Raw genomic sequence first — 15,133 nt, 5'->3', positions numbered from 1 at the left:
GCCGAGCGTGTGATGTGTGACGTAATTCACTTCAAGGGGGCGGGTATTGCGGCACAAACTCGGAATATAAATGGGACCGGAACGCGGAAACGCCGGCGAGTTGAGATGACTCGCCGGCGTTTAACGGACCGTTTAGATGTTGAGGGCGGAGCGGATCTGGTCGACGATCGAGTTGATCACGCCGCCGAGGTCGAAGACCAGGGCGCCGAACAGCGTGAGCAGGCCGATGAGGATGCCGCCCGCGAAGAGGCCAGCGGACTCGGCGGTGGAGGAGCCCTCGCTGGGGGAGGCGGTCTCGGTAACCGTGACGGTTTCGGTTGCAGTCGCCGTTGCCGTCGCCGGGGCCGGGGCCGCAGTGGTCGGCGCAGTCGTCGGTGCAGTGGTCGCCACAGTGGTCGGCTCGGTGTTCGGGGCGGTCACCGTAGTGGTGACGGTGGTGGTCTCTGTAGCCGCCGGTGCCGCCGGCGAAGAGGTGGCAGCCGCAGTGGTGGCAGCCGCAGTGGTGGTCGCCGAAGGAGCCGTGGTCGTGGGCGACGGGGTCGGGGCGTCGGCCGCGCGGGCGGTCAGCCACTGGTCCGGGCCGATCGGGTGGTCCACGATGCGGACCTCGCCGATGTTGCCGAACCAGCCGTCGACCTTGTCGTTCTCCCAGGCGGAGGTACCGAGGAGCCACTGGGCGCCTTCGCCGCCCATGCCGAGGGGGCCGTAGCCGTCGCGAAGAACGGGGGAGCCGTCGACGTACATGGTGACCGACTTGTCCTTCGGGTCATTGACCACGGCCACGTGCATCCACTCGCCCTTCGGGACCTCGTGGGTCCAGTTGGAGAAGCCCTCGCCGTTCTGGCCCCAGGCGTACCAGCGCAGCTCGCGGAGGCTGGACACGCCCAGCATCTGGATCGGGTCGCCGTCCTCGCTGTCGGGGTGGGCGACGGTCCCGGACTCGTCGCGGATGAGGGCGTTGGACCACTTGTTGTTGTCGGCGTTCCAGTCCTCGTCGAGCTTGAGGAAGGCCTCCATGGTGTAGCCGTTCTCAAACTGCATGTCGTTGATGTCGGCGCCGGTGGCGGTCTCGAACCAGGCGGTGGAGTGCTTGAACTTGGGGTCCTTCCAGCGCAGGGAGCCGCGGTCCGAGGAGAGGGGGTGCGTGTCTTCCGAGAAGGTCACGGCGTCCTCGCGGGCGCCGACGCGGTAGCGGACGCGGGTCATGTCGTTGCCGTTGGCCACATCGGGGATGACGGCACCCTTGGGGGCAGGGGAGGCGTCGTTAAGCACCTTGCCCTCGAACGTGGTCTGGCCGGGGCGCCAGTGGACGGCAGTGCCATCGACGTGGACGTAATCCTGGTCGTTGCGGGGCTTGTCCTGCTCGGTGACCTCGTAGGGCTGGAAGCCGTCGGCGACGGTAGTGCGGAGGAGCTCGGTGTAGTCGGGGTCGTTCTCATCGCCCTTGGTGAAGTCGGGGGCGAAGGACTTGAAGCGCTCGGCGAAGTTGAGGTCGATGGAGTAGGAGTCGCCCTCGCCCTCGGGGAGGAGGTGGTCGAAGCTGGTGAGCTTCGCGTGGTCCTTGTCCTTGACCCACGGCGAGTAGGCCGTCATGTCGAGCGTGTTGTTGGTCAGGTCGAACTGGAGCTGGCCCATCAGGCCGTTGCCGCCCAGGTAGGCCATCTGGTAGTCCTGCAGGATGTTGATGACGTCGTGGCCGGCGTCGTTCTTCTCCACGTGGTAGCCCGCGCCGTGGTGGTGGCCCGCGATGGTGAGGAAGATCTGGTCATTCTTGCGAATCAGCTTGTCCCAGAGGTGCTCGCCGTACTCCTTGGTGAAGTAGGTGGAGCCGTCGCCGCCTATGCCGGAGATCTCGTGGGCGGTGAGGATGACGGGGAGGTCCGGGTGCTCGTCGATGACCTGCTGGGCCCAGTCGAGGGTATCGTCAGGCGCGCGGAACCCCAGCGCGAGCAGGAGGTACTGCTGGCCCTCGGCCTCGAAGATGTGGTACTCGGAATCCGTCTTCTGGCCCGGGAAGCCGTAGCCGTCGCCGCCGTCGTGGATGCCCGTGGACTGGTGGCGGGCCTGGAACGTGGCGTTCTGCTTCGCGCGCTCCTCTGGGAAGTACTCCTCGAACGCGGACGGACCGTCCTCGCCGTCGAACATGAAGTAGTCGTGGTTGCCCGGCAGGATGGAGTAGTTGAGGTGCGCGTCCTCCAGCGGTTTCATCGCCTCCGAGCTGATGTCCCAGGAGTTGCGGACGTTGGCCTGGTCGACGACATCACCAAGATGCGCCACGAACTGGGTGTTCAGGTCCTCGTGGTGCTTTGCCAGGAACTCGGTCTGCACGTCGAACGGGTTCGAGCCGTAGCGGGTGCCAAAGATGTCGCCGGCGTCCTTGTCGCCGTAGCGGGCGTAGAACTGGGTGTCCGGAAGCACGCCGAGGGTGAAGCGGGAAGCGAGGTCTGCGGTTGGTTCGGCGGCGTTCGCGGTGGGGAGCGGGAGCTGCGTCATCGGGGTGAGCAGGGCAAGCGCGGTGACGGCCGCGATGTGTGTGCGCATGGGAGATCCTTTGCGGTGCGTGACTGACGGGATTGCTTTGGTGGGTGAAATCCACACTCAAACGTAGCGCTGCCAGGTTGCGTTACGGTGAAATTGAGGTGAAGGCTGGGAGTTGGAGAGGGAAGTCCAATGAGCAGGGGCGGGCGGAATAGGGGATACAGTGGACCCGCACAACCGAGCCCAGCAGGAGGACCCCATGCCCACACCGAAGACGCTGCAAATGTTCATGATGGACGGGACGCCGGACGGGCCGATTAAGGCGTCGATTGCCAATTGGGTAGGCCGCGTCTATTCGATCCCGCGCACGGAGATCACTTCGGCGAAGCTGAAGCAGCGGCCGGACCTCAACCAGCCCGCGGTGTACTTCCTGGTGGGCACGAACCCGGACACGGATCAGCCGAAGATCTACATCGGGCAGGCCACGCGCAGGCAGAACGGGATGGCGTTCGCGCGCGCCGCCGAGCACACGCGCAGCGACGACAAGGACTTCTTCAACCGGATCATCTACCTCGTGGTGGTGGACAACTCGTGGGGACCGACCGAGATCACGTTCCTGGAAAACGCCTTCCACCAGCGCGCCGTCAACGCGGGCCGGTACGAGGTGGCGAACGGGAATACGCCGTCGCCGGGCAACGTGACCGAGGAGGTGCAGGCGGTGCTCGACGAGTTCATCGAGAACACCAACCTGATCATCAGCGCCCTCGGCATCACGGCGTTCCAGCCCGTCGCCTCGGAGGCAACGCGGCGCGGGCAGGCGGCGGTGGCGCGGGAGCACGCGCCGAGCAGTGCTGACGACGAGCCCGTGTTCGAGCTGGCCAGCTACGACCGCTCCATCCACGCGCTCGGGCAGCGCACGCCGGGCGGGTTCGTGGTGTTCAGCGGAGCCAAGCTGCGCGAGGACCTCACGGCGAGCGCCCCGAAGGCCATCACCGCCAACCGCGAACGGTACGCGGACAGCATGGACAACTTCCGCCTGACCAAGGACGTGGAGTTCTCCAGCCCAAGCTCGGCCGCCAGCTTTGTGCGCGGCGCGGCCACCAACGGGCGCACCGCCTGGCACCTGGCGGAGAACGCAAACGTCAGCCTCGCGGACTGGGAGGACCGCGAGACTGATGAGGTGGAGGCGGAAGGGATGGGGGACGGAGGGGCGTCGATAAGCGGCTAGAACATGCCCCAAATGGACACGGCGAGGATGAGCGAGCCCATGACCAGGAGGAAGATGGTGTCCGGGCGGCGGGCGTAGTGCCTGAACGCGGTGGCTTTGAACGCGAGGAGCGCGGGCAGGATGTAGAGGAGGAACGCGACGAAGACGCCGCCGACGACGGAGATCATGTCCAGGACCGACGGGTTGAGCACCGCGACGAGGACGGCCGTGACGAAGACGAAGACGTTGACCACACGGCGGATCGAGCGCGGGGTGAGCTTGGCCGCCGTGCGCGGGGCCGCGACGCGGATGAGGTAGCCGGTGCCTTCCTCGGTGCCGAGGAGGTGGCCGAAGTAGGACGTGATGATCGCGCAGATGGCGATGAGCGGGCTCACCCACGCGAGGAATGGCGTGTGCGTCTCGTTGGCCAGGTAGGACAGGACCGGCACGTTTTGCTCGTTCGCGGCGTCCATGCCGTCGGCGCCGAGCGCGAGCGCGCACGACCAGACGAAGAACATGGTGAAGAGGACGAGCATCGCGGCCGTGACCAGCTCGATCTTGGAGACGGCGCGTTCGGTCGCGGCGACGTCGCCACCCGTGCGCTTCTGCATGTCCAGCGCGAACTGCGACACCGCCGCGATGTGGCTAAATGAGAACACCAGCACCGGCATGATCAGCAGCACCGCCTGCCACATCGGCGTCTGCGACTCGTAGCCGCGGAAGCTGGCGACATCCCACCGCGGGATCAGGTAGATCGACACCGCCGCGAGCGCGAAAATCAGCGGGTAGACCAGCGCATTTGCCAGCCACAGGGTCACCTTCATGCCCAGCGCGTAGGCGCCCGTGAGCACGCCGACGCATACGGTGGCCAGGATCCAGCGGTTGATTTCGGGGCCATGGAGCTGATTAACGACGAAGCTGTCAACCGTATTCGTGATCGAAATGGCATAGATGAGCACCACCGGATAGATGCCCAGCCAGTACATGAGCGCGCTGACCAGGCCCCGCTTGCGGCCGGTCAGCGCGGTGACGACCTGGAGCACGTCCAGGCCTTTCGACGGCGACGCCGCCACGATCCGGGCGTACGCGCGGTGCGAGAGGAACACCATCGGCCCGATGATCAGCGTAGCGATCACCAGCGGCCAGAACCCGAAGCTGCCCGCGTTGATGGGCAGGAACAGGATGCCGGCGCCGACGCCGGTGCCGAACAGGGCGATCACCCAGGAGAAGAAGTTGCCGTCCGGGGCCTTGGAGCGCCGCTGCTCGCGGATCTGCTCTTTGTCCGCCTCGGTGAGGTGGTCGGCGTCGAACTGCGCGCGGCCGAGCTCGAGGTGCTCGTCGCTGTACTGCTCGGGCAGGTCGGCGTAGGGGACGGGATGGGCAGTGTCTTGCTTTTGTGAAGTGGTCATAAGTTCCACGCTTTCAATGTCGTAGCTCACAAGGGTAGCACGGGGGTCGGACCCACTTTCGACGCCAAACCGAGTTGGTAGGCTGATGCGCGGGGAGGGGACATGGAAAGAAATGCGCTAGTGACGCACCTGATCCGGCCGGGGGAGAGCGACGCGCTCGCGTGCCGGAAGCTGTCCGCGACGCGGTACGTGGCCGAGCAGGTCTGGCGCGGCCTCAAGGCCTACGAACAGGAGTTTCTGCGCGCGTACGCGATCGGGGTCGGCGCACAAAAGGCGGTGGTGGTGGGCCGCTCGGCCGCCGTCATCATGGGCCTATGGACGCTGCCAGCGAAGCACTCGCCGGTAATGCTGGCCAACCCGCGCCACTCGCCGCCGCCGAAGAAGCAGTGGCCCGAGGGGGTGCAGTACCGGGAGATGCGGATCCCAGAGGTTGACCGGGCTTCCATCTCGCTTCTCGACGGCGACACCGTCCTCCTCACCACCCCCGCCCGCACCGCCGTCGACGTCGCCCGGCTCCACGGGGTGCGCCACGGCGTCGTCGCGTTGGACTCGTTCCTCCACCAGTTCGGCCCCGGCGCGCGGGCGGAGCTCGAGGCGACGGTGCGCCGCCTGGCCAGGAAGAAGGGCATCGCGCACGCGCGGACGGCGCTGGCCTGGAGCTCGTCCCTATCGCAGTCGCCGTACGAGTCGCTCCTGCGCGTCATCCTCCGCGAGCGCGGCATCGAGGCGCAGGAGCAGCTGTGGATCGGGCCTTACGTGCGGCCTGACCTGCTGTGGGACCAACTGGTCATCGAGGTCGACGGCGACGTGAAGTTTGCCGAGGACGGGCAGGCCGCCGCCTTGGAGCAGGCGCAGCGGGAAAACTGGATTCGGGTGCAGGGCTACGAGGTGGCCAGGCTCACACCGCGGCAGATCCTGCGCGACGAGGACTGGTGCATCCGCCACATCCTCGACCTCAAGGCGCGCTCGGAGCAGCTCGGGCCGCCGCGGGTGCCGGCGACGCAGTGGCGGCCCGGCCACGGGGAGCACTGGCGGCGGTAGGCGGGCCGGGGTTTGGCGCTGCGGTTGGGGTGGGCGTTGCGGTCGGGGCTGGTGGGGCTTTTGGGGCTGGTGTCCGGGCCTTTGCGGATACCGGGCGGCCACCGCCCAGCTAGATACCGATAGTAAGACCCCGATAATGCGCTCCAGGGGGGCGAAAACGGGGTCTTACTATCGGTATCTGTGGTTTTGGGGCGGGTCGGGGCGGTTTAGGGGGCGGTCGGACGCCCCCGGTTGGGCGGCGAAACGCGGCACCGGCGGCGCCCCCGCGCACGCGAAAGCGGGCCCGCCCTGGCTTCCGTTCCAGGGCGGGCCCGCCGCACTTACTGAGTTACATTCTGCACGATCGCCGTGCCCGCGGGGCCGGTTTTCGCGGCCGGATTCGCACCAGCGCAAGCACGCCAGCGCAAGCGCCGACGCGAACGCCGCGCAACTTAGGAGCGCGGGAGGACGGCGATGGGGGTGGCGTCGAAAAGCGTGGCAATGCCACGTTCCTCCGAGCGGAACCACTTGTGCAGTCCGTCAATGAGAGCCTTCACAAGCTCACCTCCTTCCGTGTCAGCGAAAGGCTGTTAACCTTCCGTTCATGCGAGGGTAACTCTAAGTTAGCGGGAATCGTTTGTCAACACCCACTATCTGCGCGAGCCCATCAACTTAGGCGGCGACGCGTCAAACCTCCGTATACTTGCCCGCATGACACGCACGCTGATTGTTACAGAGCAAGGGCCGGAGATCGTCGAGACGCGCGACGAGTTCGCGGGCGAGGGCGACACGCTGATTCACGTCAGCCACTCGTCCATCAACTACAAAGACGCGATGGCGCTCAGCGGCAACCGCGGCGTCCTGCGCCACCTGCCGACGGTGCCGGGCATCGATGCGGTGGGCACGCTTGACGACGGCACGCTGGTCACCGTCAACGGCCGCGGCATCGGCGAGCGCCGCCACGGCGGATACACGCCGCAGCTGCGCATTGACTCCACCCACGTGGTCCGCGTGCCGGAGCGCTTCAGCGCGGCGGACGCGGCCGCGATCGGCACCGCCGGCTACACGGCTGCGCTGTCGGTGGCGGGGTTCGAGCGGGCCCTGTACGAGGACACCGCCGAGGGCCCGGTGCTGGTCACGGGCGCGACCGGCGGCGTGGGCTCCATCGCGGTGCAGCTGCTGGCTGCTCGCGGCCACGAGGTGTGGGCGTTGACGGGGCGCGTCGATAAGCATGGCGACTGGCTGCGCGAGCTGGGCGCGAGCGAGGTGCTGGACCGCGCCGAGTTCGCCGACGCGGGCAAGCCGCTGCAGAAGGCGCGCCTCGGCGGCATGGTGGACACGGTCGGCTCGACGATCCTGGCCAACGCGCTCGCGCAGCTGCGCTGGGGCGGCGTGGCCACTGCGTGCGGCATGGCCGCCGGTAACGACCTGCCCGCCAGCGTGCTGCCGTTCATCCTGCGCGGCGTGCAGCTCGTGGGCATCAACTCGGTGGATACGCCGAATTCGCTTCGCGACGCCGCATGGCAGCTCCTCGACGAATCCCTCGACCTCGCCACGATCCGCACCGAGACGATCGGGCTGGACGACGTCGCCGAGATGGGCCGCCGCATCCTCGCCGGCGAGCACAGCGGCCGCACGGTCGTCGAGCTCTAGCACCGGACCGTAGCGCCGTGCTCTGGCGCCGCACATGGCGAAAGCCGCCGGGGCCAGCACTGCGCTGGACCGGCGGCTTTCTCATCCCCCGATATGAATCGGCCTTTAGGCGTCCGTGCGCGCGGGTGCCAGGACGTCGATGGGGGAGACTTCGGTGTGCGGGGGGATGCCCCGCTCCTCGTCACGGAACCACGCGCGGAAGCGTTTCAGGAACTTCATACGGGTTCACCTCCTTTCCTCTCGGCGGAAGGCGTGTTTACCTTCCGTTCATATTCGAGAAACACTAGGTCCCGGTAAATGGTTTGTCAACACCCACCATCTACGCGCACCCACCATAACCGATAAACCCGCAGCGTAGGCGCGAAAAAAGCGCCGGGCCAAAAAGGCCCGGCGCGGTTTCGCTCAGCGCGTGAGAGGGAGCGTTAGAGGAACGGGTAGGGGTCCCAGCCCGAGATGTACTCGATGCGCTCACGGGCGATGAGCAGGAGCGCCGCCACCACGGCAATGAGCACCAGCGCCATGAAGATCCAAGCGATGGCCTTCTTGCCGCCGGACACCGGGGTGCCGTCGTCGGTGGGGGAGAGGAAGTGGATGCTCAGGGAGAAGAGGGTCGGCAGGCCGGCACCGAGCAGGATGCCAACTGCGGTGACCAGGAAGAGGGATTTGATGAGTTCCATGGTGATAATCCTTTCTGGTCGCGCTTACTTGCGGTGCTTGTTGTTGACAGCGGTGCGGGTTGCGGTTGCGCCCGCCAGGCCAGCGCTGGTGTCGACGAAGTCCGCCGGCTCGCCGTAGACCTTCTTGTCAGCCGTGTCAGCGGAGGTGCCGAGGGCGCCGCCGTCCTCGTCCCAGTCCTCGTTGACGTTGTCCTTGTGCACCGGAGCCTTGGAGGCGCGGTAGAACATGTAGCCGCCGCCCAGGGCAATGATGAGGGCGATGGCGACGCCGCCCCACACCAGGTCGCTGCCCGCGGAAGCGGCGCCGTTGCCGATCCACCAGATGACAAAGGAGACGAACGCCGCGACCGGCAGGGTGGTGATCCAGGCCAGGGCCATGCGGCCGGCGACGGACCAGCGGACCTCGCCCTTCGGGCCGGTCAGGCCGGAGCCCATGATGGAGCCGGTGGCCACGTGGGTGGTGGACAGCGCCATGCCCAGGTGGGAGGAGGTGAGGATGATGGCGGCGGAGGAGGTCTCAGCGGCCATGCCCTGCGGCGGGTGGATCTCAACGAGGCCCTTGCCCAGGGTGCGGATGACGCGGAAGCCGCCGGAGTAGGTGCCGATCGCGATGGCCAGCGCACACGCCAGCTGAATCCAGAACGGCATCGGGTGGTCGGAGTCGAACTGGCCGGCGGCGACCATGGCGAGGAAGATCACGCCCATGGTCTTCTGCGCGTCGGAGGTACCGTGCGCGAGCGCGACCAGGGAGGCGGAGCCGATCTGGCCCCAGCGGAAGTAGCGGTCGCGGTGCTCCTTCTCGGAGTGGTTGGTAATGCGGTAGACCAGCCAGGTACCAATCAGGGCAACCAGGCCAGCGACGAACGGCGCGGCGAGCGCCGGGATGATGATCTTGTTCAGCACGCCGACCCAGACGACGCCGTCGAAGCCGATGGCGGCGATGGCCGCGCCGATCAGGCCGCCGAACAGGGCGTGCGAGGAGGAGGACGGGATGCCGAAGAGCCAGGTGAACAGGTTCCACATGATGCCGCCGCCGAGACCGGCGAAGACGACAAGGAGGAGCCTTTCAGAGTCAATTGGGTTGCTCAGGTCGAACACGTCGAGCTCCACGATGCCGCCCGCAACCGTCTTCGCCACCGCGACCGAGAGGAACGCGCCGACGAGGTTGAGGATACCGGCGAGTGCGACAGCCACCTTGGGTGTCAGCGCGCCGGTAGCGATGGACGTTGCCATCGCGTTTGCAGTGTCGTGGAAGCCGTTAGTGAAGTCGAAGAACAGAGCAACGACGATGATGAGGACAAGCAGGATCGTAATACTCACGGGAAGAAAGTATGCGCCTCTTATGTAACGCTGTCGATACTAAAAGCGAGAATTCATGTAAAGGTAAACTTTCCGTTTCCCGACGTTTGCCATACACCGCCAAGTTGTGGCCCCGACCACAACGTGGCCGCCCCTAGAACGAGCTCGACCCGCCCGCACCGGAGAACCCGGAACTGAAGCCTGTGTTGACCCCTCCGCCGGAGCTGCTCGACTCCGCGTCCTGCGCCGCCTGCACGTTGTCGTGGTGCCACGAGGACATCGCCACGTACGGCACGTAGCCGGAGTAGACGTAGCCCGGGTCCGTCAGCGTCGGGCGCTCGAGCTCCTTGTATTCCTTCACGTCGCTGAACTCGCGGCGCTTGACTTCGTCGAGCAGCACGCGGTAATCGCTAAGCAGGCGGACGAAGCGGTCGAGGAAGTCGGGCGCCTCCGGGGCGGCGTCGAGGGCGTCGACGCGTTCCTGCAGCCGGGCGAGGTCGCCGCGCAGCGTCTCGTCCTTGACCTCGTAGCGGGCGCGGACGATGTCCTCGCGGATGTCCGTGAGCAGGTTGCGGCGGGCCGGGCCGTCGCCGCGCTCCACCTCGAAGAGCCGGTTGATGTTGTCCTCGGCGTGGCCCGCGTCCTCGAAGGTCTGCGCCGCCTCGCGCAGGTTCTTCGCGCTGTCGTAGGCCTGCTCGTCGGTGGCCACGCTGTTGCGCTGCGTCACGTCGTGCAGCGCGAGGAAGCGGTCGCGCACCTCGACCCACTCGTCGCGCATCTCGGCGTTGGCAAAGGCCGAGGACACCGAGTTCGCGCGGACGTCCAGCTCGTCCAGCCGCTGGCTCAGGCCCGTGTATTCAGCCGCCAGCAACGCGTGGTCTTCCCGCGCCTGGTTGATCGCTTTTCGACGCTTCCGCCTCCGCTCCACCACGAGCGTCCCGCCCAGCAGGCTCGCGCCCGCCGGGATGCCGGCTCCCGCCACCGTCCGGCCGACGCGGCCGCCCTCCGCATCATTAACGCCCCACTGCTCGGCCTTGTCCCCGTCCATGGCCAGGTTCGCGCCGGCGAACACGGCCGCGGGCAGGTTGTTGTCGCGCAGCCCCGGCTTCATCTCCTCCAGCACTGATTCGAGGCGCTGGCCTTTGCGCAGCTTCAGCTGGTCGGCGACGTCCCCGCCTGCGAAGACGAAGTGGTTGCGCGACTCCATGTCCGCGCCGAGGATGAGTACGCCGTCGGCGAAGGTGTCGTTGCCAATCTCGTCAGGGAAGTTGTCGCGCAGGAAGTTCTCCACCGAATCGTTGACGTTGTCGCGGCCCTCGGAGAGGTAGATGTAGTGGACCGTCTGCACCGTGTCGGGGTGGGGGAGGCGCTCCGCGTCGCGCTGCATGAGGGCCTCGTCGTCAGCGCTCACGATGTCCTGCGGGTCCGAGATCACCAGGTTCGCAGCGTCGGTTTGGGTAGACACGGCGAACTCGGCAGCGTCGGGGACGTCGGCCGTGGCGAAGCTGGCCACGCCGCCGCCCACCCCAAGCAAGGCCGTCGCGCCGAGCACGACCGCCCAATCCTTCACGCCGGAGCCCTTCGCGGGCACGATGTTCTCGGGAGTGTTACGTGCGTGGGGGTTCGTAGCCATAGACCAAAGCATAGCGAGCCGTTGGGGCACGGACATGAGCACAGGCGGGGACGGACTGCTACCATGTTTTGTTGATACGTCACCACTGAGGGGTGTGAACCATGAAAGCATTCGGCTTCCTCAGCTTCGGGCACTACGCCTTCGGCGGCCAGCGCGGCCCATCCGCAGAGAAGATCGCGCAGATTCACTTGGAGATCGCCCAGGCGGCGGACGACATCGGGGTGAACAACGCCTCCTTCCGCGTGCACCACTTCGTACCGCAGGCCTCGGCGCCGATGCCGCTGCTTGGGGCCGTCGCGGCCACCACCAAGCGCATCGAGGTGGGCACGGGCGTGATTGACATGCGCTACGAAAACCCGCTCTACCTCGCCGAAGAGGCCGCTTCCCTGTACCAGCTCTCCGGCGGGCGCGTAGCGCTCGGCGTCTCCCGCGGCGCTCCCGAAGTCGCCGAGTGCGGCTGGGAAACATTCGGTTACAAGGGCGACGCGCCGAACGGCGCGGATGTGGCGCGCCGCCACCTCGAGGCGTTCATGGCCGCGGTGGACGGCAAGGGCTTCGCCACCGCCGCACCGCTGGACAAGCAGTACCCCAACATGTTCCAGCCCGGCTCCGCCCTGCCCGTCTTCCCCACGGCGCCGGAGCTGCGCAAGCACATCTTCTACGGCTCGGGCACGCATACGTCCGCGGAGCAGACTGCAAAGGACGGGCTGAACCTCATGTCTTCCACCCTGGTTTCAGAGACCACCGCGCACACCCTGGGAGAAATCCAGGCCGACCAGATCAGCCGCTACCGCGCCGCGTGGAAGGAGGCGGGCCACGAGTGGGCGCCGCGCGTGTCCGTCTCCCGCACCATCTTCCCCATAGTCGATGGCGCGGACATGCAGCGGTTCGGCATGCAGGCCTCCGGCACCGACCAGGTGGGCGCGCTGCCGGACGTGGGCACGACCACCTTCGGCCGCACCTACGCCGCAGAGCCAGACACACTCATTGAGCAGCTCAAGGCCGACCCGGCCGTCATGGCTGCCGACACCCTGCTGCTCCCCATCCCCACCGGGATGGGGGTGGACGTGAACGTGAAGATTCTGCAGAATTTTGCCACCCACGTCGCCCCAGCGCTCGGCTGGCAGCCGAACGCGCAAGGCCCGGTCACCGGCTACCCCATCGGCTAACCCCCTGCGCGCAAGAAGCCAGCTGATCCCACACCCGCGCGGGTAACCATGCCCACCCCCGTCCGTTTCGGGGGTAACCTAGTGGGCGACCAATTTTCCCCACTACGGATCGTTCGGCACGTACCTGCCGATGGAGGACACCATGGCTTCAGTGACCTATGACAAGGCAACCCGCATCTACCCCGGCGCGGACAAACCCAGCGTGGACAAGCTCGACCTGGAGATCGCCGACGGCGAGTTCCTCGTTCTTGTCGGCCCGTCCGGCTCGGGCAAGTCGACCGCCCTGCGCATGCTCGCCGGGCTGGAGGACACGAACGAAGGGCGTATCCTGATCGGGGACCGCGACGTCACCAACGTCAGCCCGAAGGAGCGCGACATTGCGATGGTGTTCCAGAACTACGCGCTGTACCCGCACATGACCGTGCGCGAGAACATGGGCTTTGCGCTGAAGATCGCCGGTCAGGACAAGGACGAGATCAACCGCCGCGTGGAAGAGGCGGCGAAGACGCTGGACCTCACCCAGTACCTGGACCGCAAGCCGAAGGCGCTCTCAGGCGGCCAGCGCCAGCGCGTGGCCATGGGCCGCGCCATCGTGCGCGAGCCGCAGGTGTTCCTCATGGATGAGCCGCTGTCCAACCTGGACGCGAAGCTGCGCGTGCAGACCCGTACGCAGATTGCCAACCTGCAGCGCCGCATGAAGGTCACCACCCTGTACGTCACCCACGACCAGACCGAGGCCCTCACCATGGGCGACCGGATCGCGGTGCTGAACTTCGGCGTACTGCAGCAGGTGGGCACTCCGCGCGAGCTGTACGACCGCCCGAACAACGTGTTCGTTGCCGGCTTCATCGGCTCCCCGGCGATGAACCTGTCCACCTTTGATGTGGACGCGCAGGGCGTCGCCCGCCTGGGCCAGGCGTCCATTCCGCTGCCGCAGGAGGTCAGCTCCGCCGTCACCGAGGCGGACGGCGGCCAGATCATCCTAGGCTTCCGCCCCGAGGCACTGACGCTGGTGGAGAACGCGGAGCACTCCATCCCGGTAGAGATCGACTTTGTGGAGGAGCTGGGCTCCGACTCCTACCTCTACGGCCACCTCGCCGGCGGCGGCTGGAAGGAAGAGGGCCTGCAGGAGGAGACGTCGGGCCAGATCGTGGTGCGCACGGCACCGCTGTCCGGCGTGCGCGAGGGCGACGTGGTCCACGCGCAGATTGCGGAGGGCGGCCTGCACGCCTTCTCCAAGGCCACCGGCCAGCGCATTTAAGGCCCGCGCGTGCAAGAGAAACTCAGCGTTCTCTCGCCAACCTTCGCGCCCACACTGCTGAAGATGCCGTGGTCCACCCCGCTTGAAGGGTGGAGCACGGACCTTCTCGCTGCCCTGCCGCGTGGCATCTCGCGCCACACGGTGCGCCTCATCGAGGCGGACGGGCTGACCTTCGCGGTCAAGGAGATTGGCGAGCACGTGGCCTACCACGAGTACAGAAACCTGCGCCGCCTGCAAGAACTCGGCGCTCCGTGCGTCGTGCCGGTCGCGGTCATCACCCACCGCCGGGACGCCGACGGCGAGGAGCTGACCCCCTGCCTGGTCACGCAGCACCTCCGCTTCTCGCTGCCGTATCGCGACGTCTTCTCGCGCACGCCGGCGGCGGAAGTGGTGTCCAAGCTGGTCCGCGCCCTGGCGGTGCTGCTCGTTCGGCTGCACCTGCTCGGCTTCTACTGGGGCGATGTCTCCCTGTCCAACACGCTGTTTCGCCGCGACGCCGACCAGTTCTCGGCCTACCTGGTTGACGCGGAGACTGGCGAGTTCCACGAGCCGCTCTCAAAGGGCCGCAGGCTTTACGACGTCGACGTGGCCCGCGTCAACATCATCGGCGAGCTCATGGATCTCCAGGCCGCCGAGCTCATCGACCCGGACGCCGACGTCATCGCGCTCGGCAACGCCATCGAAGCCGTCTACTTGGAGCTGTGGGACCTGGTTACCGGGGAGCTCGTGGTGGAAGGCGACGCGTTCGACGCGATTGCGAAGCGCGTCGCCGCCGTCAACGAGCTCGGCTTCGACGTGGGCGAAATGGAGATTGAAAACGACGGCAACCGCTACCGCATCATCATCGAGCCGGCCGTGTTCTCCACCGGCTTCTACCAGAAGAAGCTGCTGCAGCTGACCGGCCTGCACGTGCAGGACCGGCAGGCACAGCGACTGCTGGGGGAGATGGAGGTGTACCGCGCCGTGCGCTACGGCGGGAAGCTGCCGCTGGAGGCGGTGGCGCACCGGTGGATGGTGCGCGAGTACGAGCCGGTGGTGGCGCTCACCCCCGAGCCGTTGCGGGAGAAGCTGGAGCCCGCGCAGATCTTCCACGAGATCCTGGACCACCGCTGGTTCCTCAGCCAGAACGAGCACCGGTTCGTCCCGCTCATGGAGGCCGCGGAGTCCTACTTCCAGGGGGTCCTTCCAGGGCACCGGGACGAGGCGATGGTCTACAGGCAACGTTTAAGTTTACCCCCGGATCACCCCCAACCCGCGGAGGGTGAGGATGATAGTACCAGCTAAGACCACCGTATAGGTGTTATGTATGGAAGACATTGTTGGTCCT

Annotated in this window: 11 protein-coding genes; 6 read left to right on the top strand and 5 right to left on the bottom strand. The window is 66.8% G+C overall.

What is annotated here, in order from left to right:
- Window positions 1–132 precede the first annotated feature (132 nt).
- The gene (locus tag CKJ82_RS08765) at window positions 133–2,541 is read right to left on the bottom strand and encodes a LamG-like jellyroll fold domain-containing protein (RefSeq protein ID WP_095537812.1); all 2,409 of its coding nucleotides are present in this window, start codon (window positions 2,539–2,541) and stop codon (window positions 133–135) included.
- A gap of 196 nt (window positions 2,542–2,737) precedes the next feature.
- Between CKJ82_RS08765 and CKJ82_RS08760 the strand changes: the two genes are divergently transcribed.
- Window positions 2,738–3,706, top strand: coding sequence for a GIY-YIG nuclease family protein (locus CKJ82_RS08760; protein WP_133064055.1), 969 nt, complete (start codon window positions 2,738–2,740; stop codon window positions 3,704–3,706).
- Here the strand turns inward: CKJ82_RS08760 and CKJ82_RS08750 are convergent.
- The gene (locus tag CKJ82_RS08750) at window positions 3,703–5,094 is read right to left on the bottom strand and encodes an SLC5/6 family protein (RefSeq protein WP_109561652.1); all 1,392 of its coding nucleotides are present in this window, start codon (window positions 5,092–5,094) and stop codon (window positions 3,703–3,705) included. The genes CKJ82_RS08760 and CKJ82_RS08750 overlap by 4 nt on opposite strands.
- 120 nt (window positions 5,095–5,214) lie before the next feature.
- On the opposite strand from CKJ82_RS08750, the gene CKJ82_RS08745 reads away from it, so the two are divergent.
- Together CKJ82_RS08745 and CKJ82_RS08740 are read left to right on the top strand one after the other, a co-directional pair.
- Window positions 5,215–6,135: an endonuclease domain-containing protein gene (locus tag CKJ82_RS08745; protein WP_095537810.1), complete on the top strand. Its 921-nt coding sequence runs from the start codon at window positions 5,215–5,217 to the stop codon at window positions 6,133–6,135.
- 690 nt (window positions 6,136–6,825) lie between these two features.
- Window positions 6,826–7,767, top strand: a complete 942-nt coding sequence (locus tag CKJ82_RS08740) for an acrylyl-CoA reductase family protein (RefSeq protein ID WP_095537809.1) — start codon at window positions 6,826–6,828, stop codon at window positions 7,765–7,767.
- A gap of 422 nt (window positions 7,768–8,189) precedes the next feature.
- Here CKJ82_RS08740 and CKJ82_RS08735 read toward each other — a convergent pair whose 3' ends face one another.
- The 3 genes from CKJ82_RS08735 to CKJ82_RS11845 form a co-directional block, all read right to left on the bottom strand.
- Window positions 8,190–8,444 (bottom strand): hypothetical protein, encoded by a 255-nt coding sequence (locus tag CKJ82_RS08735; RefSeq protein ID WP_095537808.1) that lies wholly within the window; start codon window positions 8,442–8,444, stop codon window positions 8,190–8,192.
- Between the two features lie 24 nt (window positions 8,445–8,468).
- Window positions 8,469–9,764: an inorganic phosphate transporter gene (locus tag CKJ82_RS08730; RefSeq protein WP_095537807.1), complete on the bottom strand. Its 1,296-nt coding sequence runs from the start codon at window positions 9,762–9,764 to the stop codon at window positions 8,469–8,471.
- 133 nt (window positions 9,765–9,897) lie between these two features.
- Window positions 9,898–11,376 carry a DUF5129 domain-containing protein gene (locus CKJ82_RS11845; RefSeq protein WP_165765413.1) on the bottom strand — a complete coding sequence of 493 codons (1,479 nt, stop codon included), beginning with the start codon at window positions 11,374–11,376 and terminating at the stop codon, window positions 9,898–9,900.
- Between the two features lie 101 nt (window positions 11,377–11,477).
- Here CKJ82_RS11845 and CKJ82_RS08720 point away from each other — a divergent pair, with 101 nt between their 5' ends.
- The 3 genes from CKJ82_RS08720 to CKJ82_RS08710 all read left to right on the top strand — a co-directional run bounded on the left by CKJ82_RS08720 (window position 11,478) and on the right by CKJ82_RS08710 (window position 15,090).
- Entirely contained in the window at window positions 11,478–12,545 is a 1,068-nt protein-coding gene (locus CKJ82_RS08720; protein WP_095537806.1) for an LLM class flavin-dependent oxidoreductase, read from the top strand.
- 142 nt (window positions 12,546–12,687) lie between these two features.
- Window positions 12,688–13,806, top strand: a complete 1,119-nt coding sequence (locus CKJ82_RS08715) for an ABC transporter ATP-binding protein (RefSeq protein WP_095535659.1) — start codon at window positions 12,688–12,690, stop codon at window positions 13,804–13,806.
- A 9-nt stretch (window positions 13,807–13,815) separates the two neighbouring features.
- Window positions 13,816–15,090 carry a DUF4032 domain-containing protein gene (locus tag CKJ82_RS08710; protein ID WP_095537805.1) on the top strand — a complete coding sequence of 425 codons (1,275 nt, stop codon included), beginning with the start codon at window positions 13,816–13,818 and terminating at the stop codon, window positions 15,088–15,090.
- Window positions 15,091–15,133: the final 43 nt, after the last annotated feature.

Source organism: Corynebacterium gottingense (assembly GCF_002285125.1).
Classification (GTDB): domain Bacteria; phylum Actinomycetota; class Actinomycetes; order Mycobacteriales; family Mycobacteriaceae; genus Corynebacterium; species Corynebacterium gottingense.
Note: the sequence above shows the minus strand (reverse complement) of the source record. Positions and strands in the feature narration are given on the sequence as shown.

Excerpts from the sequence above, each read along its gene's own strand:
- CKJ82_RS08715 (WP_095535659.1), top strand. The coding sequence starts at position 12,688 with ATGGCTTCAGTGACCTATGACAAGGCAACCCGCATCTACCCCGGCGCG.
- CKJ82_RS08735 (WP_095537808.1), bottom strand. The coding sequence starts at position 8,444 with ATGGAACTCATCAAATCCCTCTTCCTGGTCACCGCAGTTGGCATCCTG.
- CKJ82_RS08720 (WP_095537806.1), top strand. The coding sequence starts at position 11,478 with ATGAAAGCATTCGGCTTCCTCAGCTTCGGGCACTACGCCTTCGGCGGC.
- CKJ82_RS08760 (WP_133064055.1), top strand. The coding sequence starts at position 2,738 with ATGCCCACACCGAAGACGCTGCAAATGTTCATGATGGACGGGACGCCG.
- CKJ82_RS08765 (WP_095537812.1), bottom strand. The coding sequence starts at position 2,541 with ATGCGCACACACATCGCGGCCGTCACCGCGCTTGCCCTGCTCACCCCG.
- CKJ82_RS08740 (WP_095537809.1), top strand. The coding sequence starts at position 6,826 with ATGACACGCACGCTGATTGTTACAGAGCAAGGGCCGGAGATCGTCGAG.
- CKJ82_RS11845 (WP_165765413.1), bottom strand. The coding sequence starts at position 11,376 with ATGGCTACGAACCCCCACGCACGTAACACTCCCGAGAACATCGTGCCC.
- CKJ82_RS08750 (WP_109561652.1), bottom strand. The coding sequence starts at position 5,094 with ATGACCACTTCACAAAAGCAAGACACTGCCCATCCCGTCCCCTACGCC.